This window comes from Xanthomonas sp. XNM01, assembly GCF_014851915.1.
Taxonomy (GTDB): Bacteria; Pseudomonadota; Gammaproteobacteria; order Xanthomonadales; family Xanthomonadaceae; genus Pseudoxanthomonas.
In genome coordinates this window covers 335,379-361,329 of record NZ_JACVAP010000003.1, presented here as the reverse complement: position 1 = coordinate 361,329, position 25,951 = coordinate 335,379, and the positions used below count along the sequence as shown (strand labels likewise).

At 68.6% G+C, this 25,951-nt stretch carries 23 protein-coding genes; 16 read left to right on the top strand and 7 right to left on the bottom strand.

Going from position 1 to position 25,951, the window contains the following annotated elements; translation table 11 throughout:
- Position 1: 1 nt before the first annotated feature.
- From IB242_RS12890 to IB242_RS12850, 9 genes are all read left to right on the top strand, one after another.
- Positions 2 to 2,314, top strand: a complete 2,313-nt coding sequence (locus tag IB242_RS12890) for a secretin N-terminal domain-containing protein (RefSeq protein WP_192279923.1) — start codon at positions 2 to 4, stop codon at positions 2,312 to 2,314.
- A 450-nt stretch (positions 2,315 to 2,764) separates the two neighbouring features.
- Entirely contained in the window at positions 2,765 to 4,198 is a 1,434-nt protein-coding gene (locus IB242_RS12885; protein WP_192279921.1) for a hypothetical protein, read from the top strand.
- Between the two features lie 249 nt (positions 4,199 to 4,447).
- Positions 4,448 to 5,500, top strand: coding sequence for an acyltransferase (locus tag IB242_RS12880; protein WP_192279919.1), 1,053 nt, complete (start codon positions 4,448 to 4,450; stop codon positions 5,498 to 5,500).
- Entirely contained in the window at positions 5,497 to 6,225 is a 729-nt protein-coding gene (locus IB242_RS12875; protein WP_304952518.1) for a D-sedoheptulose 7-phosphate isomerase, read from the top strand. The genes IB242_RS12880 and IB242_RS12875 overlap by 4 nt, the downstream gene beginning before the upstream one ends.
- The gene (locus IB242_RS12870; RefSeq protein WP_192279917.1) at positions 6,222 to 6,920 is read left to right on the top strand and encodes a sugar phosphate nucleotidyltransferase; all 699 of its coding nucleotides are present in this window, start codon (positions 6,222 to 6,224) and stop codon (positions 6,918 to 6,920) included. The genes IB242_RS12875 and IB242_RS12870 overlap by 4 nt, the downstream gene beginning before the upstream one ends.
- A 47-nt stretch (positions 6,921 to 6,967) precedes the next feature.
- On the top strand, positions 6,968 to 7,519 hold the full coding sequence (locus IB242_RS12865) for an HAD family hydrolase (RefSeq protein WP_192279915.1): 552 nt from the start codon (positions 6,968 to 6,970) through the stop codon (positions 7,517 to 7,519).
- Entirely contained in the window at positions 7,516 to 9,846 is a 2,331-nt protein-coding gene (locus IB242_RS12860) for a hypothetical protein (protein ID WP_192279913.1), read from the top strand. Before IB242_RS12865 ends, IB242_RS12860 begins: the two co-directional genes overlap by 4 nt.
- 11 nt (positions 9,847 to 9,857) lie before the next feature.
- Positions 9,858 to 10,337 carry a GtrA family protein gene (locus IB242_RS12855; protein WP_343237142.1) on the top strand — a complete coding sequence of 160 codons (480 nt, stop codon included), beginning with the start codon at positions 9,858 to 9,860 and terminating at the stop codon, positions 10,335 to 10,337.
- Positions 10,334 to 11,161, top strand: a complete 828-nt coding sequence (locus tag IB242_RS12850; RefSeq protein ID WP_192279911.1) for a glycosyltransferase family A protein — start codon at positions 10,334 to 10,336, stop codon at positions 11,159 to 11,161. Before IB242_RS12855 ends, IB242_RS12850 begins: the two co-directional genes overlap by 4 nt.
- A gap of 100 nt (positions 11,162 to 11,261) precedes the next feature.
- Here the strand turns inward: IB242_RS12850 and IB242_RS12845 are convergent, their stop codons facing one another.
- From IB242_RS12845 to IB242_RS12830, 4 genes are all read right to left on the bottom strand, one after another.
- Complete coding sequence (locus tag IB242_RS12845) at positions 11,262 to 12,236, bottom strand: glycosyltransferase family 2 protein (RefSeq protein ID WP_192279909.1); 975 nt, start codon at positions 12,234 to 12,236, stop codon at positions 11,262 to 11,264.
- Positions 12,214 to 12,909: an NAD-dependent epimerase/dehydratase family protein gene (locus IB242_RS12840; RefSeq protein ID WP_192279907.1), complete on the bottom strand. Its 696-nt coding sequence runs from the start codon at positions 12,907 to 12,909 to the stop codon at positions 12,214 to 12,216. Before IB242_RS12840 ends, IB242_RS12845 begins: the two co-directional genes overlap by 23 nt.
- Before the next feature lie 79 nt (positions 12,910 to 12,988).
- Complete coding sequence (locus IB242_RS12835) at positions 12,989 to 13,927, bottom strand: electron transfer flavoprotein subunit alpha/FixB family protein (RefSeq protein ID WP_192279905.1); 939 nt, start codon at positions 13,925 to 13,927, stop codon at positions 12,989 to 12,991.
- A 106-nt stretch (positions 13,928 to 14,033) separates the two neighbouring features.
- A complete protein-coding gene (locus IB242_RS12830) occupies positions 14,034 to 14,780 on the bottom strand; it encodes an electron transfer flavoprotein subunit beta/FixA family protein (RefSeq protein WP_192279903.1) in 747 nt (248 codons plus the stop codon).
- A gap of 228 nt (positions 14,781 to 15,008) precedes the next feature.
- On the opposite strand from IB242_RS12830, the gene rfbB reads away from it, so the two are divergent.
- From rfbB to rfbD, 4 genes are all read left to right on the top strand, one after another.
- Positions 15,009 to 16,064, top strand: a complete 1,056-nt coding sequence (rfbB, locus tag IB242_RS12825) for a dTDP-glucose 4,6-dehydratase (protein WP_192279901.1) — start codon at positions 15,009 to 15,011, stop codon at positions 16,062 to 16,064.
- A gap of 83 nt (positions 16,065 to 16,147) precedes the next feature.
- Positions 16,148 to 17,035, top strand: a complete 888-nt coding sequence (rfbA, locus tag IB242_RS12820; protein ID WP_192279899.1) for a glucose-1-phosphate thymidylyltransferase RfbA — start codon at positions 16,148 to 16,150, stop codon at positions 17,033 to 17,035.
- Positions 17,032 to 17,589 carry a dTDP-4-dehydrorhamnose 3,5-epimerase gene (gene rfbC, locus IB242_RS12815; protein ID WP_192279897.1) on the top strand — a complete coding sequence of 186 codons (558 nt, stop codon included), beginning with the start codon at positions 17,032 to 17,034 and terminating at the stop codon, positions 17,587 to 17,589. Before rfbA ends, rfbC begins: the two co-directional genes overlap by 4 nt.
- The gene (gene rfbD / locus IB242_RS12810) at positions 17,586 to 18,482 is read left to right on the top strand and encodes a dTDP-4-dehydrorhamnose reductase (protein ID WP_192279895.1); all 897 of its coding nucleotides are present in this window, start codon (positions 17,586 to 17,588) and stop codon (positions 18,480 to 18,482) included. Before rfbC ends, rfbD begins: the two co-directional genes overlap by 4 nt.
- A gap of 594 nt (positions 18,483 to 19,076) precedes the next feature.
- Here rfbD and IB242_RS12805 read toward each other — a convergent pair.
- Complete coding sequence (locus tag IB242_RS12805; RefSeq protein ID WP_192279893.1) at positions 19,077 to 20,480, bottom strand: mannose-1-phosphate guanylyltransferase/mannose-6-phosphate isomerase; 1,404 nt, start codon at positions 20,478 to 20,480, stop codon at positions 19,077 to 19,079.
- Between the two features lie 19 nt (positions 20,481 to 20,499).
- Positions 20,500 to 21,846 carry a phosphomannomutase gene (locus IB242_RS12800; protein ID WP_192279891.1) on the bottom strand — a complete coding sequence of 449 codons (1,347 nt, stop codon included), beginning with the start codon at positions 21,844 to 21,846 and terminating at the stop codon, positions 20,500 to 20,502.
- A 129-nt stretch (positions 21,847 to 21,975) separates the two neighbouring features.
- Here IB242_RS12800 and IB242_RS12795 point away from each other — a divergent pair, with 129 nt between their 5' ends.
- Together IB242_RS12795 and IB242_RS12790 are read left to right on the top strand one after the other, a co-directional pair.
- Positions 21,976 to 22,698 (top strand): CoA transferase subunit A, encoded by a 723-nt coding sequence (locus IB242_RS12795; RefSeq protein WP_192279889.1) that lies wholly within the window; start codon positions 21,976 to 21,978, stop codon positions 22,696 to 22,698.
- Positions 22,699 to 22,839: 141 nt separating this feature from the next.
- A complete protein-coding gene (locus IB242_RS12790; protein ID WP_192279887.1) occupies positions 22,840 to 23,469 on the top strand; it encodes a CoA transferase subunit B in 630 nt (209 codons plus the stop codon).
- Between the two features lie 53 nt (positions 23,470 to 23,522).
- Here the strand turns inward: IB242_RS12790 and IB242_RS12785 are convergent, their stop codons facing one another.
- Complete coding sequence (locus IB242_RS12785) at positions 23,523 to 25,175, bottom strand: electron transfer flavoprotein-ubiquinone oxidoreductase (protein WP_192279885.1); 1,653 nt, start codon at positions 25,173 to 25,175, stop codon at positions 23,523 to 23,525.
- A 147-nt stretch (positions 25,176 to 25,322) separates the two neighbouring features.
- Between IB242_RS12785 and IB242_RS12780 the strand changes: the two genes are divergently transcribed.
- Positions 25,323 to 25,931, top strand: a complete 609-nt coding sequence (locus tag IB242_RS12780) for an alpha-ketoglutarate-dependent dioxygenase AlkB (RefSeq protein ID WP_192279883.1) — start codon at positions 25,323 to 25,325, stop codon at positions 25,929 to 25,931.
- The last annotated feature ends 20 nt before the right edge of the window (positions 25,932 to 25,951 follow it).

Sequence of the window (25,951 nt, the reverse complement as noted above, 5' to 3'; positions counted from 1 at the left end):
CATGTCCGACTTCTTCAATCAGCGTCAGATGCCAGGTAACGCAGGATCGTCGGCCCGCATCAGCCGGTTGCCTTCCTTCATCGTGGCGCTGCTCGTCACTCTGCTCGTCGCCTCGTGCGCCACCAAGCCGCCGCAGTTGCCCGAGCCGCTTCGCGCGCCGAAGGTGGATCGCGATGCGGGCGAGACCCTCAGCCAGGAGCAGGGCGGGCGGTCGCGCCCACAGATCGAAGCAGGGCCTCGCCCCTCCGCCCAGCCGGTACAGCGTTCGGACGCCGGACTTGCCCGGATTCCGCCGATGCCCCGCAACGAGCCGGTGGCACTGGTGCTGGATGGCGTGGCCATCGACAGCTTCATCAACATCGTCTACGGGATGGAACTCGGTCTGCCGGTACAGATCGACCAGTCCCTGCGCGGCCGCTCCGAACTCCTGAGCCTGAGCCTGGCTACCCCGATGCCGCCGGAGCAGGCCTTCCGCGTCGCAGAGGAAGTGCTGCGCAGCTACGGCGTTCGCATCGAGGAGCTGGGGGGCGTGCTGCGCTTCATGCCCGCGGACCAGCGTAATGGCGACCAGGTGCAGATGCTGGTCACCAGGTCGCTGCCGGACGTGCCGGCGGGTCAGCGTCCGGTGTTCGTCGCCGTGCCACTGCAGTACCGGCGTCCCGCCTCGGTGATTCCGCAGGCGAAGGATCTGTTCGGCGGCAGCAGCAGCTCCGTCACCTTCACTCCTCTGGTCGAGTCGAACGCGGTGCTCCTCAATGGTCCGGGCACGGCAGTGCGTGCGGCCATGCAGGCCATTGATGCGCTGGACCAGTCGGTGCTGCGCGACAAGTACTCGATGCGCGTCAACCCCACCCATCTGCCCGCCGATCTGCTGGCCAAGGAGCTCGGGGACGTACTGACCGCGCAGGGCGTGACCATCCGCTCCGGCTCGACCGGTGAGCCGGCGGCGGTGAACTTCGTGCCGATCAACTCGGCCAACGCGTTGATCGTGTTCGCCAACAGTCAGGAAGCGCTGGACGTGGTCGGCGAGTGGGTGGTCCGGCTCGATCAGCCCAGCGACAGTGGCGGCGGTGGCGGCATGTACGTGTATGCGGCGCGTCACACCACGGTGGAAACCATGTTGCCGGTTCTGCAGGCGCTGGCAGGCAATGGCTCGGCCGCGGCGACGACGCCTGCCGCAACCACTGCCCCGGCCGGGGAGGGCACGACCCGGAACACGAACACCGCCAATACGCAGGCGACGCCCGCGCGTGCCCGCGGCGGCGTCTCGTCGGTCAACGGGTTCGGTGGGCAGCTCGCCGCCGATACTGTCCGCAATCTGATCGTCTTCCAGGGCGACGCCCAGAGCTGGCGTGCATTGCAGGGCGTGCTCGCACGCCTGGACCAGCCGGCCCGCCAGGTGCTGATCGAGGTCACCGTGGCCGAGGTCATGTTGACCGATGAGCTGTCGCACGGTGTCGAATGGGCGCTGCGCAATGTTTCCGTCGATGGCATGTCGGGCCCGCTGACGGCGCTGACCGGGCTGTCCAATCCGGGGGGCGGCCTGCGCTGGGCGGCCCTGTCTTCGTCCGGTCAGGTGCGCGCCACCCTCAACCTGTTCGCCAAGGACAGCCGGGTCACCATCCTGTCCACGCCGCGGGTGATGGTGAAGAGCGGCGAATCGGCCAGCATCGACGTCGGCACCGAGGTGCCGATCATCACCAGCCAGGCAACCGCTTCCGACCTGGGCAACAGCGGCTCGATACTGCAATCGATCCAGTACCGCAAGACCGGTACGCTCCTCGACATCGAGGCTGTCGTCCATTCCGGCCAGCGCGTCGACCTGAAGGTGTCGCAGGAGGTCAGCGAGGCGACCACCACCGACACCAGCGAGATCTCGTCCCCGAGCATCCTGAGCCGGCGCCTGCAGACCAGTCTGAGCCTGGCCGACGGGCAGAGCACCCTGCTTGGCGGACTGATCTCCAGCACCAGCAGCGACGCGAAAACCAAGGTGCCGCTGCTGGGCGACATCCCGCTCCTCGGCCGCGCCTTCCAGAACCGCACCAAGAGTGGCGTACGGACCGAGTTGCTGCTCCTGATCACGCCGTACGTGCTCGAGGACGCCACCCAGGTCGACGACATCTCCCGTGCGGTGCGCGACCGGTTCGGCAGCACCGAGCGCAGCTGGCCGGGAGGGCCCGACCCGGAGCCGCCGCCTGCGCAGCCGCTTCCGGCGGGGGAGGTCAGGGTGCTGCCGGGGATCCCTGCGACTGTGCCGGAAAGCGCAGCACCGGCGTCACCGCCGCCGCCCTCGGTGACCCCGCCCGGCGGGTGAGTGGCCCGTGCGCCACGCGACGGCCGTAAGGTGTGATGTCCATCGCAATTGGCGCGCTGTAGGACGCCTCACGACATGCTGGTCGGTATGTCGCTGCTGAATCCTGAACCGCGTTTGCAGTGGATGCGTGAAGGTCACGCGTTGTTCGCGTGATGTGAGCGTCAAGGAAAAATCGGGTGTGTTTCACGCGCTTGCGACGCGCTTTCAGGTTCCAGCCAGAATGATTGACACCCTCTGAATGATGACCTTATCCTGCCCCGGCATCTGGGGGCTGCGCTTGGATTTGCATGCGCAGATGGATCAGGGGCAGGGGGACAGGGGCGTCGCAACTGTGATCCTGCTGACGATTCCGTATCGGCGCCGGTACACGCATGTGCGAGCGGCGAGTGGTGCCCAGGAATGCAAGCGTCAAATGATTGACAAAAACCCTAAGCTTAGGAGCTAAAGAGCATGAAGTTCTTCACCAAGACGGTTCTGGCTGCCGCGGTTGTCGGCGCGCTGGCATCCGGCAACGCAATGGCTGCGGCGCAGATCAATGTCGACGATCTCGTCTTCGCCAAGGAAATCGTGACCCCGGTCGAGCTGACCGTTCCGGTCAGCTGGAACCTGGGCTACAACTTCAACGAGAACGAGCTGCGCTACGCTTGCATCAAGCTGGACGGCGCCACCCCGGTTGCGTCGACCATCGTGCCGACCGTGACCAACGCCGACATCACCGTCGGTGCGGTGAACGTCAGCAACAACGTTGCGTTCTTCACCCTGACCTACACCGGCGCCGCCGGCACCCCGACCCAGGATGACGAGGTCGAGATCGCTGCGCTGCAGTTCGAGGTCGAGAACCAGAGCACCAACGTGTTCGGTACCGTTGGTCTGTACGACAACCCGGCCGCTGCCGGCGCGTGCAACAACACCAACCCGCAGCTGATTCCGGGCACCGGCGACACCGAGAAGCTGATCTCGTGGGCCCCGAGCTTCCAGTTCGTGACCGACCCGAACAAGGCGATCGCCTCGGTCGAATCCGACCCGTCGTTCACCCAGTTCACCACGATCAACAACGTGTCCACCGCGTCCACCGCCAACCTGGCCTATGCCGAGCTGAGCCTGGTCCCGGAGACCCGCCTGAAGGCTGACGGCACCGCGATCACCCTGGCCGACATCTTCCCGATCGCTGCCGATCTGGATATCGCTGGCGACTTCGGCGACTGGAACACCAGCACCGAATTCGACGCCGCCGCCGCCGCCATCAACACCGCTGGCGACCTGGCTTCGTGGGTCGTGAATCCGTCGGTCGGCTTCGATGGCAACTTCGTCGTCGAGAACGGCGGCGTCGATCCGGACACCGGCCTGCCGTACGAGATCCCGAACAGCATCTACGCTGCTTCGCTGACCGTCACCCCGAACGTCGGCTACGACCTGGGCGCCGGCGACAACGAGGAAGTCACCCTGACCCCGACCATCGACGAGTCCATCGTCGCGGGCGACAACGCGGTCGAGAACGCCGCCGCCAACGCCGGCCAGATCGTGCAGGACGGCGTCCGTCTGCAGACCCCGCTGGTGCAGCTGGCCGGTGCTGACTGGCGGGCCCGTATGGCCATCAGCAACACCGGTTCCAAGGACCGCACCTTCACCCTGCGTGCGTACGCCGAAGAGGGCAACAGCGTGACCACCCCGGCCGCCACCTACACCGTCAAGGCTGGCACCACCTACGTGATCGAAGACCTGGCCACCGTGCTGAACTACACCGGCCGCGCGCGCGGCACCGTTGTTGCCGTCGTCGCTGGTCCGCAGGAAGAGATCAAGGGTGTCTACCAGATCGTCAACACCTCGGCTAACACGATCAGCAACATCAACCTGATCAACCAGAACGGCGGCACCGGCCACTAATCGGCGCCTGAGTTCTGTAGCAGTCCCTGGAAAGGCCCGCTTCGGCGGGCCTTTCCTTTTCCACGCCGTGCGGCTGCGTGATCGCAGGCGGCATCGCGTGGCGGCTGCGACGACGATCCATCCTCGCACGATGCCCGGCGCCCCAGGATCGCGGGTCGCGCGGGGTCGTGGTCCGGTCCGTGCGCCTGTATGGTCTTTCCCATGTCGATGATCAATTCCGGGACGGAGCCGGCCCCAGAAGCGGTGGCCATGTCCACGGCCCGCCTGGCCGTGCTCGATGGCCTGCGCGGCCTGGCCGTCCTGATCGTGCTGGCGTCCCATTTCTCCAGTGCCGGGCTGTTCCCGAAGCCGGCGCTGCATGGCGTCGGCAAGAGCGGCGTCTACCTGTTCTTCGTGCTCAGCGCCTTCCTGCTGACCCGCAACCTCTTGCGGCAGCCGCCGGCGGCATTGCGCACCCCGGCGCTCTGGGCGGACTACGCCGTGCGCCGGGTCCTGCGGATCTGGCCGCTGTATCTGTTCGTGCTGCTGTCGAGCTGGTGGTGCGTACGCGTCGGGCACCCCGTGCTGTATGCGATCGATACCGGCTCCCTGTGGCGTCATCTGACGCTGCGCGAAGGCATGAGCGTGCTCTGGAGCATCCCGGTCGAGTTCACGTTCTACGTGGTCCTGCCTGTGGTGGTGCTCTGTCTGGTCGGCATGGCCAGGGGGCGCTGGCCGGCCTGGGTGCAGGTGGGCGCGTTCGTGCTGGCCCTGCTGGCCGTGACGCTGGCGTGGCCGCCCGCCGCATCGATCGAGAACGATGTGCGCCTGTGGCCCTATCTGGCGGTGTTCCTGTGCGGGGCCTTCGCCGCGCGGATCGACGTCTGGTTGCGGCATGCCACGCCCAGGCCGCTGCTGTGGATCGCGGTGGGCGTTGCGGCGCTGGCGGCATGGTGCATCGCCATTCCTGTGGTCTGGTGCGCGCTTCGCGGCCTCCCGTTCGAGGCGACGGTGAGCCGTACCTGGTACGTGTTCTTCGGGCTGCTCTGGGCGGGCCTGCTGCTCGCGGTGATGCATGGAGGCCCCTGGTTGCACCGCCTGTTCGCCTGGGCGCCGCTGCGTTGGGTGGGCCTGGTCAGCTTCAGCCTTTATCTGTGGCACATGCCGGTGCTGCAGGCGATGCAGCGGCTGGACGTGGCCGAGCGGGCGCCGCTGCTCGCCCCTTGGCTCGTGCTCGCTGCGGCGCTCGCCGTTTCCTGGCTGTCATGGAGGGTGTTCGAAGATCCGTTCTCGCGAGTGCGTTGGCCGCAACGGCCCGGATGATCCGGCGCAGCCGCGTCGCGTTCAGGCCGCGGCACGGCTGCCTGCGGGCAACCTGCTACCATCCCCCGCCGTCGCCGGACGTGGCGCTGGACGCTGCGGGCCGCCGCAAGACAACGACCCTGCCGGAGTTTTCCGTGGACACTCAGATTGATCGCTTCGTCGCTGCCGAATTCGAGAAAACGCTGGAGAACTTCCAGCGCATGGCGGCGGACGCCGCGCTGCATGCGCAGATCGGAGATGCCGTCGCCAAATGCGTCGACGCCCTGCGTGCCGGTCGCAAGCTCATGTTCGCGGGCAATGGCGGCAGTGCGGCGGATGCGCAGCACTGGGCCGGCGAACTGGTCAGCCGCTTCTACTACGACCGCCCGGGCCTGCCCGCGATCGCGTTGACCACCGACACCTCGATCCTGACGGCGATCGGCAACGACTACGGTTACGACTACACGTTCGCCCGCCAGATCGAAGCGCTTGGCCAGCAGGGCGACATCTTCATCGCCATCTCCACGTCGGGACGCTCGAAGAACATCCTGCGCGCGATCGATGCCGCCGAAGCCAGGGGCGTGACGGTGATCGGTTTCACCGGCGAGCACGGTGGCGACATGGCCGCGCGCTGCGCGGTGTGCTTCCGCATTCCGTCGAACGAGACGCCGAGGATCCAGGAAGGGCACGAGTTCATCGGTCACCTGCTCTGCGGCCTGATCGAGCGCGAGATGTTCCCGCAGTGAACGCGGACGAGGTCATCCTGCTCGCCGGCGGACTGGGCACGCGCTTGCGCGCCGAGGTGCCCGACGTCCCCAAGCCTTTGGCGCCCGTGGCTGAAAGGCCGTTCCTGCTGTGGCTGCTGGACGCATACGCGGCGGCAGGCATGCGTCGCGTGATCCTCGCGATCGGCTATCGCGGCGAGCAGATCGCGTCGCTAGTCGGCGAGGCATGGTGCGGAATGACCGTCGCGTACTCGCGCGAGGAGACACCGCTCGGTACCGGCGGGGCGGTCGTGCAGGCCGCTGCGCTGGTGCAGGGAGAGGGGGTGCATCTGGCCAACGCCGACACCTATCTGCGCTATTCGCCTTCGGCGCTGGAACTGGCGACGCGACGGCAGGACGCGCTGCTCGGTGTCGCCCTGGCCAGCGTGCCCGATGTCGGCCGCTATGGAGCGGTCGATGTCGCCGCCGATCGGGTGGTCGGCTTTCGCGAGAAGGGCGGCCACGGCGATGGCCTGATCAATGCGGGCAGCTATTTCCTGACGCGGGAAGGCATGGCCGCACTGCCGCGGGAACGCGCCTATTCGTTCGAGGAGCAGGTGCTGCTGCCCTGGTCGCGCGCAGGCCGGCTGGCCGCGTTCACCGCGACATCGGCCTTCATCGACATTGGCGTTCCCGAAGACTACCGCCGAGCGCTGACCGTCCTGGCCGCACCATGACGCTGGCGTGCCCGGGGGGCGTGGTGCAGGGGCCGGACTGGCCGCGCGTGAGTACGGACGGCGGCCGGGGCGCGCTGTTCCTGGATCGCGACGGCATCGTCAACGTGAACCATGGCTACGTCCACACCGTCGACCGTACCGATTGGGTGCCGGGGATCTTTGCGCTTTGCGCGGCGGCGCGCGATGCGGGCTACAGCCTCGTCATCGTGACCAACCAGGCCGGCATCGGGCGCGGTTACTACGACGAGGCCGGCTTCCGGCGCTACTCGGAGTGGATGCACGCGCAGTTCGCGCAACGTGGCGTGCCGCTGACCGGCATCTATTTCTGCCCGTGTCATCCCGACGCTGGCTTGGGTCGTTACCGGCGCGACTGCGAGTGCCGCAAACCCGCCCCCGGCATGCTGTTGCGGGCCGCGGCCGACATCGGCATCGAGCTGGGCGCGTCCATTCTGGTCGGCGATTCGATATCCGACGTCCAGGCCGCGCAGGCCGCGGGCGTGCGGCTGGCCGTACTGTTCGACAACGCGGATCAGGGGCTCGCGTCGCTGGCCGGCCTGTTCACGCCCGTCCTGGCGGTGGAGAAAGGGACTTCCACATGATTGATGCGATCGCGCCGCGCTATGCGCCGCCTCCCGGCCGACCCTCGTTCGGACCGCTCGACTACATCCTCTGCGTCGCGCTCGTCATGCTCGCGACCGCTGCCGCCTACCACCCCTATTTCTTCGGCGACGAAATTTCTCCGCTGCGCGACACGAGCAAAGCGGACGGTTTCATCGATGCGTTGCTGCTGATCTCGCAGTACAAGCCCCGCCTCGTGTTCAACGCCATCTGGGCGTGGGGCGGGGAATCGGGCTGGAGCCGGAGTGGCTTTGCCTTCGTCAATGGCGCCGCCATCGCGTGGATCTGCTCGGTTTCGGCATGGATGGCAGGTCGCTACGGGAGCGCGACCCGGGTCCAGGCCTGGCTGCTGGTGGGCTGCATCGTGGCATCGCGGTTCTCTGCGATGCTCTATTTCGATTACGTCTCCGGCATCATCGAAACCCTGAGCCTTGCCCTGCTGCTGTCGACGGCCGCGCTGGCGCTCCTCGCAGTGAGAAGCGGATCCACAGCGGCCTGGTGCGGGTGCGTGCTGCTGGCCACATTCGCGGTCCTGGTGCACGAGCGCTACATGGCTGGCACGACCGCGCTAGCGTGCGCACTCTTCGCCTTCGTCTCCATTTTCTCGCGCGACCGCCTGACCTGGCGCTCCTGCATCGGCCTTGCGCTTCTTGCCGTGGTGCCTCCGGCGGTGTTCCTTGGACTGATCGAGGCGATGGGCTCGCTGCCAGCGTCGACCGGAACTTCGGGCACCGCGGTCAGGCTCGATGCCGGCACGCTGGCGGTCTTCGCTCGCTATGTCGCGAACGTGTTCTTCGGCCTGAACTTCGGCGACGAGTGGTTCGTCGGCAGCCTGCACATGGGCAGCACATGGGGTTTCCGCCTGGCGGCCGTCTATGGCGTGGCGTTCCTGTTCGCATGGGGCTGGTTCGCGGCGACAGTGCGTCGCGACCGGCTGGCGACGCTCAGAGTTCTGGGGATGCTGACGGTCATCGGCGGACTGCTGGTGATGGCCAGCCTGCCTGGCGCCGACCGGCAGGAGGCACGCTGGATCTATCCGGTCGGCGTCCTCATCGCGCTGATGGTGTTCGCGAGCTCTTCGGCAAAGGTGCGCATGGTGCTGCTGTCCCTGACGCTCTCGCTGTCATCCATCCACTGGGCGAGCGGTGCGTTGTCCAGCACGGCCAATGTCTACGAGTCGCGGACAGCGCGCAATCTTGCGTCGGGTGTGAACAACGCGGTGCCCGCGGGGCGCGACGCGGTGCTGATGGGCATGGGCGAGGGCTTGGCGGCGGTCTGGTCGGTGGGCGAGTACGCCGGGGTCGCCGAGTTCGCGCGCCGGAACTTCCGCGTTCCCCTCTCGCTGCGCATTCACGAGCGTGGCGCCTCCCTGGACGGCGTCGACATGGGACTGATGCGCAGCGGCACGGACGCCGACGGCGCCGCGTTGTTCTCGCCGGTGTACGGGCGAGACCTGCAGATGCTGCTCGATCCCGCGCTGATCGATTCGGAAAGGCGGCGTGCTCCGGAAGAGAGGATTCTGGGTGGGGCCGGTCGCTGGGACGGGTGGAGCTGGTCGGAAGCGCCAGACGATCCGGATGCGCCGCTCAACCTCCCGGCACAGGGGAACGTCGTGGGCTTTCTCGAGGTGCCGGCGGCTGCGCTCGATACGCACGAGCTGGTGTACCGCGCCCGCCTGGAAGCGCCCTCGCACCCCTCGCAGATGCGGCTCCAGATCAACTGGATGGCGGCCGGTGGCGGTTTCATCGAAGCGAGCATCGTCGTGGTCGACGTGGGGGCCGAGTGGCAGGACTTCACCCTGCGCGCCCATCGCCCTGCCGGCGCCGAAGCCGGCCTCGTCTACGCGAATCTGCATGAGGTGCAGGGCGGCGGCGTCGTGCTCGAGTCCGTCGCGCTCCGTCGCGATACGGTCAGAACGCTGGGCGCGGGCCTGGCATGGGATGGCTGGACCTGGACGCGCGCGCCCGAGATTGGCAGCAACGGCGTGCGTCTGCTCGACCCCACTGTTTTCGCCGGCTACAGGGAGCAGCCGGCAGCCCAGCTGGACAACCGGCTGCTGGTCTACCGGGCGCATGCCTTGGAGGCAGGCGGGGCGAAGATGCGCCTGCAGATCAACTGGCACGACGCGCGGGGCAGGTTCATCAGCGCGATCATCCAGGTCGTCGACGTCGGTGCGGCATCGGCCAACTACCCACTCCTCGTCGTTGCGCCCGCTAACGCCGCGACCGGCCTGGTGTATGCCAATCTCCATGATGGCGAGCGGCAGGACGTGGTGCTCGAATCGGTCGAACTCCTCGAGCGGAACTGAAGGGAACGGACGTGGGCGAACACGGGACACACGGATTCGGCGGGAACGACGCTGCTCCGGCAGGGCCGCTGCAGCGCTTCTTCAAGGACCAGCGCGTCCTGTTCCTGCTCGTTGGCGGCGCCAACACCGCCTTCAGCACTGCCTTGTTCGCCGGCCTCGTGCTGCTGTTCGGGCCCGGCGTTCCATCGGTGGTCAGTCTCGGAATCGCGTGGGTGATCTCGCTGGTGCTGGTCTTCTTCGTCTACCGGCGGCTGGTGTTCCGGGTCACCGGAAACGGGTGGCGCGACTTCCTGCGGTTCACCAGCGTCAACGTCGGCAGCCTGCTGCTCAATGCTGCCGCACTGGCGCTGCTGGCCGATGTGCTGGGCCTGCCGCCGATTCCCACCCAGATCGTCATCACGGTCATCGTGGTGATCTTCAACTACGTCGGCCACCGTTACTTTTCGTTCCGGCGTGCGCCGGCACCGCGCTCCAAGGAGAAGCCGGAATGAATCCACGTGTCTCGGTCGTCGTGCCGGCCTACAGGAATGCCGGTTACCTGGCGCAGACGCTCGATTCGATCCTGGCCCAGGACTACGATGATTACGAACTGGTGGTCGCCGACCACAGTTCGGGTGATGGCACCGACCAGTTGCTGCTGCGCTACGCCGACCATCCGCGGGTCCGCGTGCTGTCGCCGACGCCGCCGGGTGGCGGTGCGAAAGCCAACTGGGACCGGGTCAGTTCCGAAGCGCGGGGAGAGCTCCTCAAGCTGGTGTGCGGGGATGACCTCATCGCACCGGATGCGCTCCGCAGGCAGGTTGCCGCATTGGATGCCCATCCCTCGGCGGTCCTGGTCGCCTGCAAGCGTGACCTGATCGATGCCAACGGCAAGGTGATCATCGCCGCGCGTGGACTGGGACGGCTGGACGGGCTGGTGCGTGGGCGTGATGCCGTGCGTGCGGCGGTGGTCGCGGGTACCAACCTGTTCGGCGAGCCCGGATGCGTCCTGTTCCGGCGCGAGCTGTTGCACGCAGACGGCTGGAACAACCGCCATCCCTATCTGATCGACCAGGCAAGCTACACCGGGGTGATGCTGCAGGGGGACATGGTCGCCCTGCGGGAGAGCCTGGCGAGTTTCCGGATCAACGCGGGGCAGTGGAGCGTCCGCCTGATGCACGAACAGGCCCGGCAGGCCATCGATTTCCACAACGCGCTCGCCGTCGAGGTGCCGGGCCTTCTGTCGCCGATGGCGCTGCGGGTCGGCAACCTCAAGGCGAGGATGATGGCGCATGCGCGGCGCCTGACTTACCTCTGGCTGGGCCGGCGGATGTGACCGCGGCATGCGCGGCAGGGCAGGTCCGTAAACGAACCCGCATGTGCTGTTGCCGCGGCTGTGCGTCCGGGGCATGCCGCCCACGGATGCGGTGACCCGATCAGTCGGCGTCTCCCGGCGTATCGCCGAGATTGGCGGTATCGCCGATCACGTACTGCGGACGGTTGTTGACGTTCAGCAGGATCCGGCCGGTGTACTCGCCGATCGCGCCCAGCGCCAGCAACTGCAGCCCGCCCATGAACAGGATGGTGATGATCAGCGACGGCCAGCCGACCGCCATCTGCGGAGTGTGCAGCTTCTGCCACAGCACCACGATCGCCAGCAGGAAGGCGACGCAGGAGGCGAGGACGCCTGCCAGCGAAACGAAGCGCAGCGGCACGATCGAGAAGCTGGTCGCCATCTGCAGCCACAGCGAGATCGACTTGCGCAGGCTGTAGCCGGAGCGTCCATCGCTGCGCGCGTGGTGCTGCGCGGTCACCGTCGCGATCCGCTTGTGGCTGGTGCTCTGGATCAGCAGCCCGTCGAGGTAGACGAACGGGCCGGCGTAACGGCGCGCTTCCTCGCCGAGCTCACGTACGAACCCGCGGAAGGGCGACAGGTACAGGCCACGCGGTTTCTTCAGCAGGCGCGCGGCGACCATGTCGTTGAAGCGGCTGCCGGCGCGCTTCCACAGCGCATGCTTCTTCTCGGGAAACTGTGCGTAGCAGAGGTCGGCACCGCCGCGCAGGGTGTCCAGGATGCGCGGGATATCGGCCGGGTCGTGCTGCAGGTCGTCGTCCATGGTGACGATGTAGCGACCGCGGGCCACACCCAGCCCGGCCATGATCGCGTTGTGCTGGCCGGCGTTGCGGCGCAGGTCCACACCGCGCAGCCATGGACGCGTGGCCGCTTCGCGGACCAGGACCGGCCAGGCATCGTCCGGGCCGCAGTCGTGGACCAGGACGGCCTCGAAGTTGCCCTCGCCGAGGGCGGGCCCCAGCACGTCCTCGAGCCGCCGCACCAGGTTGGGCAGGATCGCGGCGCTGCCGTAGACGGGGATGACGATGGACAGCTCAGGACGGGTTTCGGTCTGCATAGTATTTTCTGATCACGCGTTCGGCGTAGCCGTCGCGAAGGTCGATGCCGATGTCGGCGGCGATGCGCTGTGCATCCACAGCGTCGATATGCAGCGGGGCGCCGCGTTCCATCCACTCGGCGTTGGCGGTCCTGCCGAGCACGCGTTCGAAGATCGCCACGATCTCGCGCATCGACAGCGACCGGAGTGGCGCGATCGACAGCGGGCGCGGGCGTGCGCCTTCACCGATCATGCGGCTTCCGATGGCGACGATGTCGTCGATGTCGATCAGGCTGCGCTCGGCGCCCGCCCAGGCGGTGAACGGCGCGCCGGCAACGATCCTGCCATGCAGGAAGTTGGTCAGTGTGTTCGGGTTGCGGGTCGGGCCGACGACCTGCGGCAGGCGCAGCACCAGCCCATGACCGGAACCGGCCACCAGCGTCTCCATCGCCTGCTTGTGACGGATGTACGGTGTCGGAGGTTCGTCGCTGCCGCCGACCGCGCAGCTGCCGAAGTACACCAGCAGGCGCGAGGCGTGGGCCAGTTCGGATTCCAGCATGACCCGCTCGCGCGCGAACGCAGCCGGTTCGGTCTCCTGCGAGTTGGAGACGCCGGACGCGAAGATCGTCACCGCTGCGTCGTCCGCATACCGGGGGGCGAACGCCCGCGCCAGCAGGCCGTCACCGACGATCACGGCTGGCCTCCGGCCGACGGTGCGCACCGGTTGCTGCACGGCAGCGGAGATCCGGGCGCCCGGCAGGTGCACGGCCTGTTCAGAGCGCCGCCTCCAGCTCCGGCAGCAGGGTGAACAGGTCGCCCACCAGCCCGATGTCCGCGATCTCGAAGATCGCCGCCTCCGGGTCCTTGTTGATCGCCACGATGGTGCCGGCGTCCTTGATGCCGGTCAGGTGCTGGATCGCGCCGGAGATGCCGATGGCCACGTACAGCTCCGGGGCGATGATCTTGCCGGTCTGGCCGACCTGCAGTTCGTTGGGCACGTAGCCGGCGTCGACCGCGGCGCGCGAGGCACCCACCGCCGCGCCGAGCTTGTCGGCCAGGCTGTAGACGATGCGGAAGTTCTCCTCCGAGCCGACGCCGCGGCCGCCGGACACGACGCGGCGTGCGCTCTGCAGGTCCGGGCGATCGGAGTTGCCGGCGATCAGGCCGGCGTGGCGGGTGTGGCTCGGCAGCGCGGCGTCGACGGACGCCGCTTCGATCGATGCGCTGCCGCCTTCGGCGGCCTGCGGCCACGAGGCGGTGCGCACGGTGGCGACGACGATCTGGTCTGCCGGTGCCTGGATGGTGACGATGGCGTTGCCGGCATAGATCGGGCGCTGGAAGGTGTGCGGGCCGTCGACGGCCATCAGGTCGGAGACCTGGTTGACGCCGAGCAGGGCGGCCACCACCGGCATCAGGTCCTTGCCGAAGGTGGTGGACGGGCCGAACACGTGGCTGTAGCCGGCCGCCAGCGCCGCGATCTGCGGGCCCTGTACCTGGGCCACGGCCTGGGCATTGGCCGGGTTGGCGATGGTCAGCACCTTGCGCACGCCGGCCAGTGCGGCGGCCTGGGCGGCCACGGCGTCGGGCGCGTCGCCCAGCACGGCGATGTCGATGGCGTCGGCGCCCAGCGCCTGGGCCGCGGACAGGGTGCGGGCGGTGGAGGCGTTGAGCTTGCCGTCGAGGTGTTCGGCGATGACGAGCACGGTGGACATGAGGCGGTTCTCCTGTAGCGGAACCGATGCGCCGGCGACCTCGCGGGTCGGCCATGGCGCATCGGCTCTGGAAGGGGGTTGCCGGCGGACCGGCGCCCGGCGTGGCTCAGAGCAGGCCCTTGGCCTTGAGCGTGGCGACCAGTTCGGCGGCGTCCTTGACCATCACGCCCTTGCTGCGCTTGGCGGGCGCGGCGTATCTGGTCGGCGTCAGCTCGGGCCCGGCCTCGACGCCCAGATCGGCCAGCTGAAGGGTTTCCAGCGGCTTGCTCTTGGCCTTCATGATGTCGGGCAGCTTGATGAAGCGCGGCTCGTTCAGACGCAGGTCGGTGGTGACCACGGCCGGCAGGTCGACCTCCAGCGTTTCCAGGCCGGCGTCGACCTCGCGGGTCACCGTCGCCTTGCCGGCCTCGACCACCAGCTTGCTGGCGAAGGTCGCCTGCGGGCGGCCCCAGAGCGTGGCCAGCATCTGGCCGGTCTGGTTGGCGTCGTCGTCGATCGCCTGCTTGCCCAGGATCACCAGGTCCGGCTGTTCCTTCTCGACCAGCTTCAGCAGGGTGCGGGCGGCGGCCAGCGGCTGCACCGGCTGGTCGGTGACCACGTGGATGGCGCGGTTGGCGCCCATCGCCAGGCCGTTGCGCAGGTGGGCCTGGGCATCGGCGGGCGCGATCGTGGCGACCACGACCTCGGTGGCCACGCCCTTGTCGCGCAGGCGCAGCGCCTCTTCCAGCGCGATCTCGTCGAAGGGATTGGGCGAGAGCTTGACGCCGTCGGTGACGACGCCGGAGCCGTCCGGCTTGACCTGGATGCGGACGTTGTAGTCCACCACGCGCTTGTAGGCGACGAGGATCTTCATCGTGTGCGGAATCCTTGAAAGCTGATGCGGAACGGCCCGGTCGCGGCGGCCGATCCGGGGCGGGATCCCGATTCTAACGGGCATGAGGGGGCCGTGCGATCGCGTACGGTCCGGGCCGCCCGCAGCCGCTCGGCGCCGGTTCAGTGCCAAGCCCTCGGTCAGGTTCGGGACGCTATGCTTGCCGGTCTCGGGCGCAGCCCCCAGATGACGACAGACAGGAGATCGGCCTTGGCAACGTGGCTCGTGACCGGCGGAGCCGGTTTCATCGGTGGCAATTTCGTGTTGGAGGCGGTCGCCCGCGGGGTGCGGGTGATCAATCTCGACGCCCTGACCTATGCCGGCAATCTGGACACCCTGTCCTCGCTGGAGGGCAATCCGGACCACGTGTTCGTGCAGGGCGACATCGGCGACCGCGCCCTGGTGGCGGCGCTGCTGGCCGAGCACCGTCCCGACGCGGTGCTCAACTTCGCCGCCGAAAGCCACGTCGACCGCTCGATCGACGGCCCCGGCGCCTTCATCCAGACCAACGTGGTCGGCACCCTCGGCCTGCTCGAGGCCGTGCGCGACCACTGGAAGGGCCTGCCGGCCGACCAGGCCGCGGCCTTCCGTTTCCTGCACGTGTCCACCGACGAGGTCTACGGCACGCTCGGCGAGACCGGCAAGTTCACCGAGACCACCCAGTACGCGCCCAATTCGCCGTATTCGGCGTCCAAGGCCGCGTCCGACCACCTGGTGCGCGCGTTCCACCACACCTACGGGCTGCCGGTGCTGACCACCAACTGCTCGAACAACTACGGCCCGTACCACTTCCCGGAAAAGCTGATCCCGCTGGTCATCGCCAAGGCCCTGGCCGGCGAGCCGCTGCCGGTCTATGGCGACGGCAGGCAGGTGCGCGACTGGCTGTTCGTCGCCGATCACTGCGAGGCGATCCGCACCGTGCTCGCCAAGGGACGCCCGGGCGAGACCTACAACGTGGGCGGCAACTCGGAGAAGCAGAACATCGAGGTCGTGCAGGCCATCTGCGCGCTGCTCGACGCGAAGCGCCCGCGCGCCGATGGCCAGCCGCGCAGCAGCCAGATCACCCACGTGACCGATCGACCGGGCCATGACCGCCGCTACGCGATCGATGCCTCCAAGCTGAAGAACGAGCTGGGCTGGGAGCCGAAGTACACCTTCGAGCAGGGCATCGCGACCACCGTGGACTGGTACCTGGACAACCAGGCCTGGGTGAACGGCGTGCTCGACGGCAGCTACCGGCTGCAGCGCATCGGCACCGCGGCCTGAGTCCGCGGATCTCCCCTCATCCGGCCCCGACGGGCAGCATCTTCCGCACGCGGAAGGTGGACAGGCAAAGGACTTCGATCGCGATGACACAACGCAAGGGCATCATCTTGGCCGGCGGCTCCGGCACGCGGCTGTATCCGATCACCAAGGGCGTCAGCAAGCAGCTGCTGCCGGTGTACGACAAGCCGATGATCTACTACCCGCTCAGCGTGCTGATGCTGGCCGGGATCCGCGAGGTGCTGATCATCAACACCCCGCACGAGCAGGCGCTGTTCCAGAGCCTGCTGGGCGACGGCTCGCAGTGGGGCATGGACATCCAGTACGCGGTCCAGCCCAGTCCCGACGGCCTGGCCCAGGCCTACCTGATCGGCCGCGACTTCGTCGGCGGCAGGCCCAGCTGCCTGGTGCTCGGCGACAACATCTTCCACGGCCATGGCCTGACCGACACCTTGAAGCGCGCCGACGCGCGCGCCGATGGCGCCACCGTGTTCGGCTACTGGGTCAACGACCCCGAGCGCTATGGCGTGGCCGAGTTCGACGCCGCCGGCAAGGTCGTCGGCATCGAGGAGAAGCCGGCCCGGCCGCGCTCGCATTACGCGGTCACCGGTCTGTACTTCTACGACGGACGCGCCGCCGATTTCGCCCGCGACCTGAAACCCTCGCCGCGCGGCGAGCTGGAGATCACCGATCTCAACAAGTGCTACCTCGATGCCGGCGCGCTGTACCTGGAACAGCTCGGCCGCGGCTATGCCTGGCTCGATACCGGCACCCACCAGTCGCTGCACGAAGCCTCGAACTTCATCGAGACGATCCAGTCCCGGCAGGGCCTGCAGGTCAGCTGCCCGGAAGAGATCGCCTACGGCAACGGCTGGATCGATGCGGCACAGCTGGAAGCACTGGCCGCGCCGCTGGCCAAGAACGGGTATGGACAGTATCTGCAGACGCTGGTGAAGCGGGGAGTGGTGCGTTGAAGATCATCGAAACGGCGCTGCCGGGCTGCGTGGTGATCGAGCCGGCGGTGTTCGGCGACGAGCGCGGCGTGTTCTTCGAAACCTGGAACGCCGAGCGTTTCGGCCAGCACGGCCTGCCGACGAAGTTCGTGCAGAGCAACGTGTCGACCTCGGTCAAGGGCGTGCTGCGTGGCCTGCATTACCAGTGGCCGCGGCCGCAGGGCAAGCTGGTCAGCGTGCTCGAAGGCGAGGTCTACGACGTGGCCGTCGACATCCGTCGCGGCTCGCCGACCTTCGGCCGCTGGGAAGCGGTGATCCTGAGCGCGGAGAACCGCCGCCAGTTCTGGATTCCCGAAGGCTTCGCCCATGGCTTCGCGGTACTGTCCGAGCGCGCGGTCTTCAGCTACCTGTGCACCGACGTGTACGTGAAGGAAGCCGACGCCGGCGTGCGCTGGAACGATGCCGACATCGCGGTCGACTGGCCGATCAGCGCGCCGGTGCTGTCGGGCAAGGACGAGGCCGCGCCGTTCCTGAAGGACATCGCCGAAGACCGCCTGCCGGTGTTCGCGCCATGACCGTGCTGGTGTTCGGCGGCAACGGCCAGGTCGGCCAGGAGCTGCTGCGTGCGCTGGCCCCGCTCGGCACGGTGGTCGCGACCACCCGCAGCGGCACGCTGCCCGATGGCAGCGCCTGCGAGACGGCGGACTTCGACCAGCCGCAGACGCTGACCGCGCTGCTGGACCGGCTGACGCCGGCGATCGTGGTGAACGCCGCGGCCTGGACCGCGGTGGACAAGGCCGAAACCGAGCGCGACGCCGCGTTCCGCGCCAATGCCGAAGCGCCGGGCGTGATCGCGCGCTGGTGCGCGACCCACGGCGTGCCGCTGGTGCATTACTCGACCGACTACGTGTTCGACGGACAGGGCGCGCAGCCGTATCCGGTCGACGCGGCGACCGCACCGCTGGGCGTCTACGGCGCCAGCAAGCTGGCCGGCGAAGAGGCGATCCGCGCAGCCGGCGGGCGGCACCTGATCTTCCGCACTGCGTGGGTGTATGCCGCGCACGGGCACAACTTCCTGCGCACGATGCTGCGCGTCGGCGCCGGACGCGACGAGCTGAAGGTGGTCGCCGACCAGGTCGGCACGCCGACACCGGCGGCACTGATCGCCGACGTCACCGCGCAGGCGCTGCAGCATCCAGGTGGCCTGTCCGGCACCTGGCATCTGACGCCGACCGGCCAGACCAGCTGGCATGGTTTCGCCGAGGCGATCTTCGCCCGGGCCGCCGCCGCGGGCCTGATCGAGCGCGCACCGCGCGTGCTGCCGATCAGCACCGCCGAGTATCCGACCCCGGCACGGCGTCCGGCCTATTCCTGCCTGGACACCGCCAACCTGCAGCGTGATTTCGGCCTCGTGCTGCCGGACTGGCAGCAGGGGCTGGACCGGGTGATCGGCGAGCTGGCTGCGTAGGAAGGGTTGGCCCCGGCCGTCATTGGTTCGTCGTGGCATCAGCGTGATCTCCGAGATGGCGGTCGGCCTTGAGCGGCCTCCTACAAAAAGCGCTGCGCACCTTCATTGCGGCGGGGTGTGCTTCGTGGGAGGGGGCTCGACCCCGGCTGCCATCGGTCCGTCGCGGCGCCGGCGTGATCTCCGACATGGCGGTCGGCCTCGAGCGGCCTCCTACAAAAGCGCTGCGCACCTTCGTCGCGGCCAGGAGTGCTTCGTAGGAGGGGGCTCGACCCCGACTGCCATCGGTCTGTCGCGGCGCCGGCGTGATCTCCGAGATGGCGGTCGGCCTCGAGCGGCCTCTTACAGAAGCGCTGCGCACCTTCATCGTGGCGGGGTGTGCTTCGCAGGAGGGGGCTCGGCCCCGACTGCCATCGGTCCCTCACGGCGCCGGCGTGATCTCCGAGATGGCGCTCGCTCTTCGCCAGCGCCATGCGCTACAGGCAGCCTCCTATCAGGGCGCTGATCTTCCGTGGCGCATGCATCCCATGCAGACGAAAACGGCGGCCCTCGGCCGCCGTGGTTCTTCGTGGTCTCCGGCCTCTGCCGGAGCGGTACTCAGGCCCGCCCGTAGGTGTCCTCGAAGCGGACGATGTCGTCCTCGCCCAGGTAGCTTCCGGACTGCACTTCGATCAGTTCCAGCGGCAGCTTGCCCGGGTTGCGCAGGCGGTGGGTCACGCCCAGCGGGATGTAGGTGCTCTGGTTCTCGCCGAGCAGGATGACCTCCTCGCCGCGTGTCACCTCGGCCGTGCCGCTGACCACGATCCAGTGTTCGGCGCGGTGGTGGTGCATCTGCAGGCTCAGCACCCCGCCGGGCTTGACCGTGATCCGCTTGACCTGGTGCCGCGGTCCGCTGTCGATCGCGTCGTAGGCGCCCCACGGGCGGTAGACCTTGCGGTGCCACGCCGCCTGCGGCAGGCCACGCTGCCTGATCTGCGCGACGATCTCCTTGACCTCCTGGATCCGGTCGCTGCGGCCGACCAGCACCGCGTCGTCGGTCTCGACCACGATGGTGTCTTCCAGCCCGACCAGGCCGATCAGGCGCGTGCCATAGGCGTAGGTGTTGCGGCAGTCGATCGCGATGACCTCGCCGTGATGCGCGTTGCCGTCGGCATCCTGCTGCGAGACCTCGCGTAGCGCCGACCACGAGCCGACATCGTTCCAGCCCGCGTCCAGCGGCAGCACCGCGGCATCGCCGGTCTTCTCCATCACCGCATAGTCGATCGAGTCGGACGGCACGGCGGTGAACGCCTCGCGTTCCAGCCGCACGAAGTCCATGTCGCGGCGGGCCTGCTCCCAGGCCTGCCGACAGCCGGCGAGCATCTGCGGCTGCAGCCGGCCCAGCTCCTCCAGGAAGCGCGTCGCGCGGAACAGGAACATGCCGCTGTTCCAGAAATACTCGCCCGAGGCGACATAGTCCTCGGCCGTGGCCAGGTCGGGCTTCTCGACGAAGCGTTCGACCGCGCGCACGCCGTCGCCACTAGCGGCCCTGATGTAGCCGTAGCCGGTTTCCGGTGCGGTCGGCACGATGCCGAAGGTCACCAGCCGTCCGGCCTCGGCGGCGGCGCTGGCCTGCAGCACCGCCGCGCGGAACGCGGCCTCGTCCTGGATCACATGGTCGGACGGCAGCACCAGCAGCAGCGCATCGCCACCGTCGCGGGTGGCTTCCAGCGCGGCGATCGCGATCGCCGGCGCGGTGTTGCGGCCGACCGGCTCCAGCAGGATTGCCGACGGCGCGGCGCCCACGGTCTGCAGCTGCTCGGCGGCGACGAAGCGGTGCTCCTCGTTGGCCACCACGATCGGCGGCAGGCCTGCGATCGGGGCGACGCGCTGCCAGGTGGCCTGCAGCATCGTCGTCTCGCCGACCAGCGGCAGGAACTGCTTGGGATAGGACTCGCGCGACAGCGGCCACAGGCGCGTCCCGGAGCCGCCCGAGAGGATCACGGGAAGAATGGCGTTCATGCGCGGGTGTCCGTCCGGATCAGGCGCGCAGCAGCGCTGCGATCTCGTCGGTGCGCGCCTGCAGCAGGGCGCTGTCGCCGCGGGCCTCGACGTTCAGCCGCAGCAGCGGTTCGGTATTGGAGCTGCGCAGGTTGAAGCGCCAGTCGCCGAAATCGGCGCTGAGGCCGTCGGTATGGTCCAGCACCGGCGACTGCGCGGCGAAATGCGCGAGCACCCGGTCCACGGCCGCCTTCGCATCGGCGACGCGGAAGTTGATCTCGCCGCTGCACGGGAACTTGGCCACCCGCGCCTCGACCAGGTCGCCCAGGCTGCGGCCGCTGCTGGAGACCAGCTCGGCGATCAGCAGCCACGGGATCATCCCCGAGTCGGCGTAGGCGAACTCGCGGAAGTAGTGGTGCGCGCTCATCTCGCCGCCGTACACGGCATCCTCGGCGCGCATCTTCTCCTTGATGAAGGCGTGGCCGCTCTTGCACAGCACCGGCACGCCGCCGGCTTCCTCGACCTGCTCGACCGTGTTCCAGACCAGGCGCGGATCGTGCACGACCTTGCCGCCGGGCTGCTTGGCCAGGATCGCCTGCGCGAGCAGGCCGACCAGGTAATAGCCCTCGATGAAGGTGCCGTGCTCGTCGAAGAAGAAGCAGCGGTCGAAGTCGCCATCCCAGGCGATGCCGAAATCCGCGCCATGCTCGCGCACCGCATCGGCGGTGGCCTGGCGGTTCTCCGGCAGCAGCGGATTGGGGATGCCGTTGGGGAAGTTGCCGTCGGCCTCGTGGAAGACGCGGACGAACTCGAACGGCAGGTGCGGTGCGAGCAGGTCGACGATGGCGCCGGCGCCGCCGTTGCCGGCGTTGACCACCAGCTTCAACGGCTTCAGCGCGGCCACGTCGACGTAGCCGAGCAGGTGGGCGATGTAGGCGGACTTGTCGGTCTGCGCGCGCTCGCCGGCGGCCAGCGGCGCGGGCGGGGCGGTGTCGGCCTCGGCCACGTCGGAGATCGCGAACAGGCCGGTGTCCGAGGAGATCGGCCGGGCCTGTTCCTTGACCAGCTTCATCCCGTTGTAATCCATCGGGTTGTGGCTGGCGGTGACCATCACGCCACCGGCTGCGCCCAGGTGATCGACCTGGAAATAGACTTCCTCGGTGCCGCACAGGCCGATGTCGAGTACCTCGCGGCCCTTTCCGCGCAGGCCGGCCGACAGCGCCGCCTGCAGCGCCGGGCTGCTCAGGCGCACGTCGTGGCCCAGCACCACCGGGCCGGGGCCGAGCTGGTCGGCCAGGGCCGCGCCGATCCGGCGCGCCAGGTCCTCGTCAAGTTCGTCCGGCACGCGGCCGCGGATGTCGTAGGCCTTGAAGGCGGGCAGCGTCATCGGTTCTTCCTTGCCTGGGCGGATCGGCCGATTCTACCGGGTCCGGACGTGACGGCACTGAATCGGAAACCAGCGGTGCGTGTCGGCGATGGCACTAGAATGGAGCCCAACTTTGCACGGGAGAACAGCATGAGCGAGGCGACGGCGCGTGGTGCGAAGATCCGCCCTGATGCGGCCAGCGCACTGGCCGATGTGGTGGCCGATGGGCAGACCCTGGCGGTGGGGGGGTTCGGCCTGTGCGGCATTCCCGAGGCCCTGATCGGCGCGCTGCGCGATTCGGGGGTCAAGGACCTGACCGTGATCTCCAACAATGCGGGCGTCGACGGCTTCGGCCTGGGCCTGCTGCTGGAGACCCGGCAGATCCGCAAGATGATTTCGTCCTACGTGGGCGAGAACAAGGAGTTCGAGCGCCAGTTCCTGTCCGGCGAGCTCGAGCTGGAGTTCAACCCGCAGGGCACCCTGGCCGAGCGCCTGCGCGCGGGCGGTGCGGGCATTCCGGCGTTCTTCACCGCGACCGGCTACGGCACCGTGGTCGCCGAAGGCAAGGAAACCCGTAAGTTCGACGGCAAGCATTACGTGATGGAGACCGCGCTGGTTGCCGACGTCGCCCTGGTCAAGGCCTGGAAGGCCGACGCGGCCGGCAACCTGGTGTTCCGCCGCACCGCGCGCAACTTCAACCCGGCCTGCGCGATGGCCGGCAAGGTCTGCATCGTCGAGGTCGAGGAGATCGTCGAGACCGGCAGCATCGATCCGGACCAGGTGCACCTGCCCGGCATCTATGTCGACCGCATCGTGCTCAACGCCACGCCCGAGAAGCGCATCGAACAGCGCACCGTCCGACAGGGCGAGTGAATGCGTCTCTCCGGTGCCCTCCGGCACCGGTGGCATTCTCGAGCGCCCGGCCATGGATGGCCGGGCAGGGGCCGGATGCGCCGTGCTGTATCGCCATGGATGGCCGCCACGTCACTAAAACCCCCCTATGGAGATCTGCACATGGCCTGGACCCGCGACGAGATGGCGCAGCGCGCCGCCCGCGAGCTGACCGACGGCGCCTACGTGAACCTGGGCATCGGCCTGCCGACCCTGGTCGCCAACCACATTCCCGACGGCGTCGACGTGTGGCTGCAGTCGGAGAACGGCCTGCTCGGCATCGGCCCGTTCCCGACCGAAGACCAGGTCGACGCCGACCTGATCAACGCCGGCAAGCAGACCGTGACAGCGCGCGCCGGCGCCAGCTACTTCGGCAGCCACGATTCGTTCGCGATGATCCGTGGCGGGCACATCGACCTGGCGATCCTGGGTGCGATGCAGGTCACCGCCTCGGGCGATCTGGCCAACTGGATGGTGCCCGGCAAGATGGTCAAGGGCATGGGCGGTGCGATGGACCTGGTTGCCGGGGTCAAGCGCGTGGTCGTGCTGATGGAGCACACCGCGAAGAACGGCGAGCACAAGATCCTGCCCGAGTGCACGCTGCCGCTGACCGGCGTCGGCGTGGTCGACCGCATCATCACCGACCTGGCCGTGTTCGACGTGACCGCCGATGGCCTGGCGCTGGTCGAGGCCGCGCCCGGCGTGGACATCGCCGAGCTGAAGGACAAGACCGGCGTGCCGTTCGCGCACTGAGCGCGCGCAACGCGGCATGAGGACGGCCGGCTCCCGGAGCCGGCCGTCCCCGATCACATGTTCTGGTAGTTGGGTCCGGCGCCGCCTTCCGGCGTCACCCAGGTGATGATCTCGTACGGATCCTTGATGTCGCAGGTCTTGCAGTGCACGCAGTTGGCGGCATTGATCTGCAGGCGGCGCGCGCTGCCGCCGTCGGCGGTGGTCTCCTCGACGATCTCGTAGACGCCGGCCGGGCAGAAGCGGGTGCAGGGGTTGCCGTACTCGGCGGTGCAGCGTTCGACGCAGATCGAGGTGTCGGCGACCTTCAGGTGCACCGGCTGGTCCTCGTCGTGCTCGGTGGCGGCGAAGTACACGCCCTGCAGGCGGTCACGCGGCGCCAGGCTGCGCTCGATGTAGTCGCGCTTTGGCTGCTCGTGCTCACCGAGCTTGTCCAGCGAAGACCAGTCGGCGGTGTTCTTCAGCGTCCACGGTGAGGCGCCGCCCACCGCGGTTTCCCAGGCCGCGTTGGCCAGTGCGAACCACAGGCCCTTCTTGAAACCGGGCTTGATGTTGCGCACGCGCTTGAGCTCGGTCATCGCGTCGGACGCGCGCAGCTTCGCGTCGAAGCCGGACGGCGACAGCTGGCTGGCGGCCAGATGCTCTGCGGCGAGCATGCCGCTGCGGAACGCCTGGTGCGTGCCCTTGATCTTGGGCACGTTGAGCAGGCCGGCGGTATCGCCGATCAGCAGCGCGCCGGGCATCTCGACCTTCGGCAGCGACTGCCAGCCGCCCGTGACGATCGCGCGCGCGCCGGCCGAGAGGATCGTGCCGCCCTCGAGCAGCGGCTGCATCGACGGGTGGTTCTTCCACTGCTGGAAGGCCTCCCACGGCTTGTAGTCGGGATCTGCGTAGTCCAGGCCGCTGACGTAGCCAAGCGCGACCTGGTTGTTGTCCAGGTGATACAGGAAGCTGCCGCCGTAGGTGCGGCTGTCGGCCGGCCAGCCGATCGCGTGCACGATCTTGCCGGGCGTGGTGCGGCCTTCCGGCACCTGCCACAGCTCCTTGATGCCGATCGAATAGCTCTGCGGATCGCTGTCGGCGTCCAGCCCGAAGCGCTTGACCAGGCGCTTGGTCAGGTGGCCGCGCGCGCCTTCGGCCAGCACGGTGACCCTGGCATGGATGTCGATGCCGGCGGTGAAGCCGGGCTTGTGGCTGCCATCGCGGGCGATGCCCATGTCGCCGATGCGCACGCCGAGCACGGTGCCGTCGTCGGCGTGCAGGGTCTCGGCGGCGGCGAAACCTGGATAGATCTCCACGCCCAGCGCCTCGGCCTGCGGCGCCAGCCAGGCGCACAGGGCGCCGAGGCTGACGATGAAGTTGCCGTGGTTGCGCATGCCCGGCGGCACGATGGGAGCCTTGTAGCCGCCGGTCTTCGTCAGGTACCAGAACTCGTCCTCGCCGGCCGGCACGCAGACCGGAGGCGGCGCGTCGCGCCAGCCCGGCAGCAGCGCATCCAGCGGCGCCGGCTCGATCACCGCGCCGGACAGGATGTGCGCGCCGACGGTGCTGGCCTTCTCGATCACGCAGACCGTCAGTTCCGGGTTGAGCTGCTTGAGCCGGATCGCGAACGCCAGGCCGGCCGGACCGGCGCCGACGGTGACGACGTCGTACTCCATCACGTCACGCTCGATCTGCTCGGTGGCGGGCGCGTGGGCGGTCTCGGTCATCCTGGGCTCCGGTTGGCTCGTCTGGCTGGCTGCATTTTCGGGGTTTGCGCAGGGCGGGGCAAACGCCGCTCCACTGTGCCCGCCGGCGGGTGAGCGGTTCATCACTGCGCGCTGGCCGGCGTGCGCTGCCACCCGTAGCCTGTGCCGATGGACTGGATCGACTACCGCCTGCCCGATGCCGAGGTGCGCCTGCTGCCCGGCTGGCTCGACCGCGACCAGGCCGATGCGCTGCAGGCGAGCCTGCTGCGGGATGTGCCCTGGGGCGTGCACCGGATCCGGATGTTCGGGCGGCAGGTCGATTCGCCGCGGCTGAGCTGCTGGATCGGCGACCCCGGCACGGAGTACTGGTATTCGGGCACCCGCTTCGCACCGCATCCATGGCCGGAGCCGCTGCGCCCGCTGCGCGCACGGCTGGCGTCGGAGCTGGGCGTGGCGTTCGACAGCGTGCTGGCCAACCGCTACCGCGACGGACGCGATGCGATGGGCTGGCACAGCGACGACGAACCGGAGCTGGGGCCGGCACCGACGATCGCCTCGCTCAGCCTCGGCGCCACGCGGCGCTTCGTGCTGCGCCATCGCCACGACCGGACCCGGAAGCTGGGCCTGGAGCTGCCGCACGGCAGCCTGCTGTTGATGGCCGGGCCGACCCAGCGTTGCTGGCAGCACGCGCTGCCGCGCACCGCGCGTCCGGTGGGCGAACGCCTCAATCTCACCTTCCGCCGCGTGGGACCGGTGCCCGCAGGGACCGGCGGCTGAGCCGGCACGAGGTACCGGCG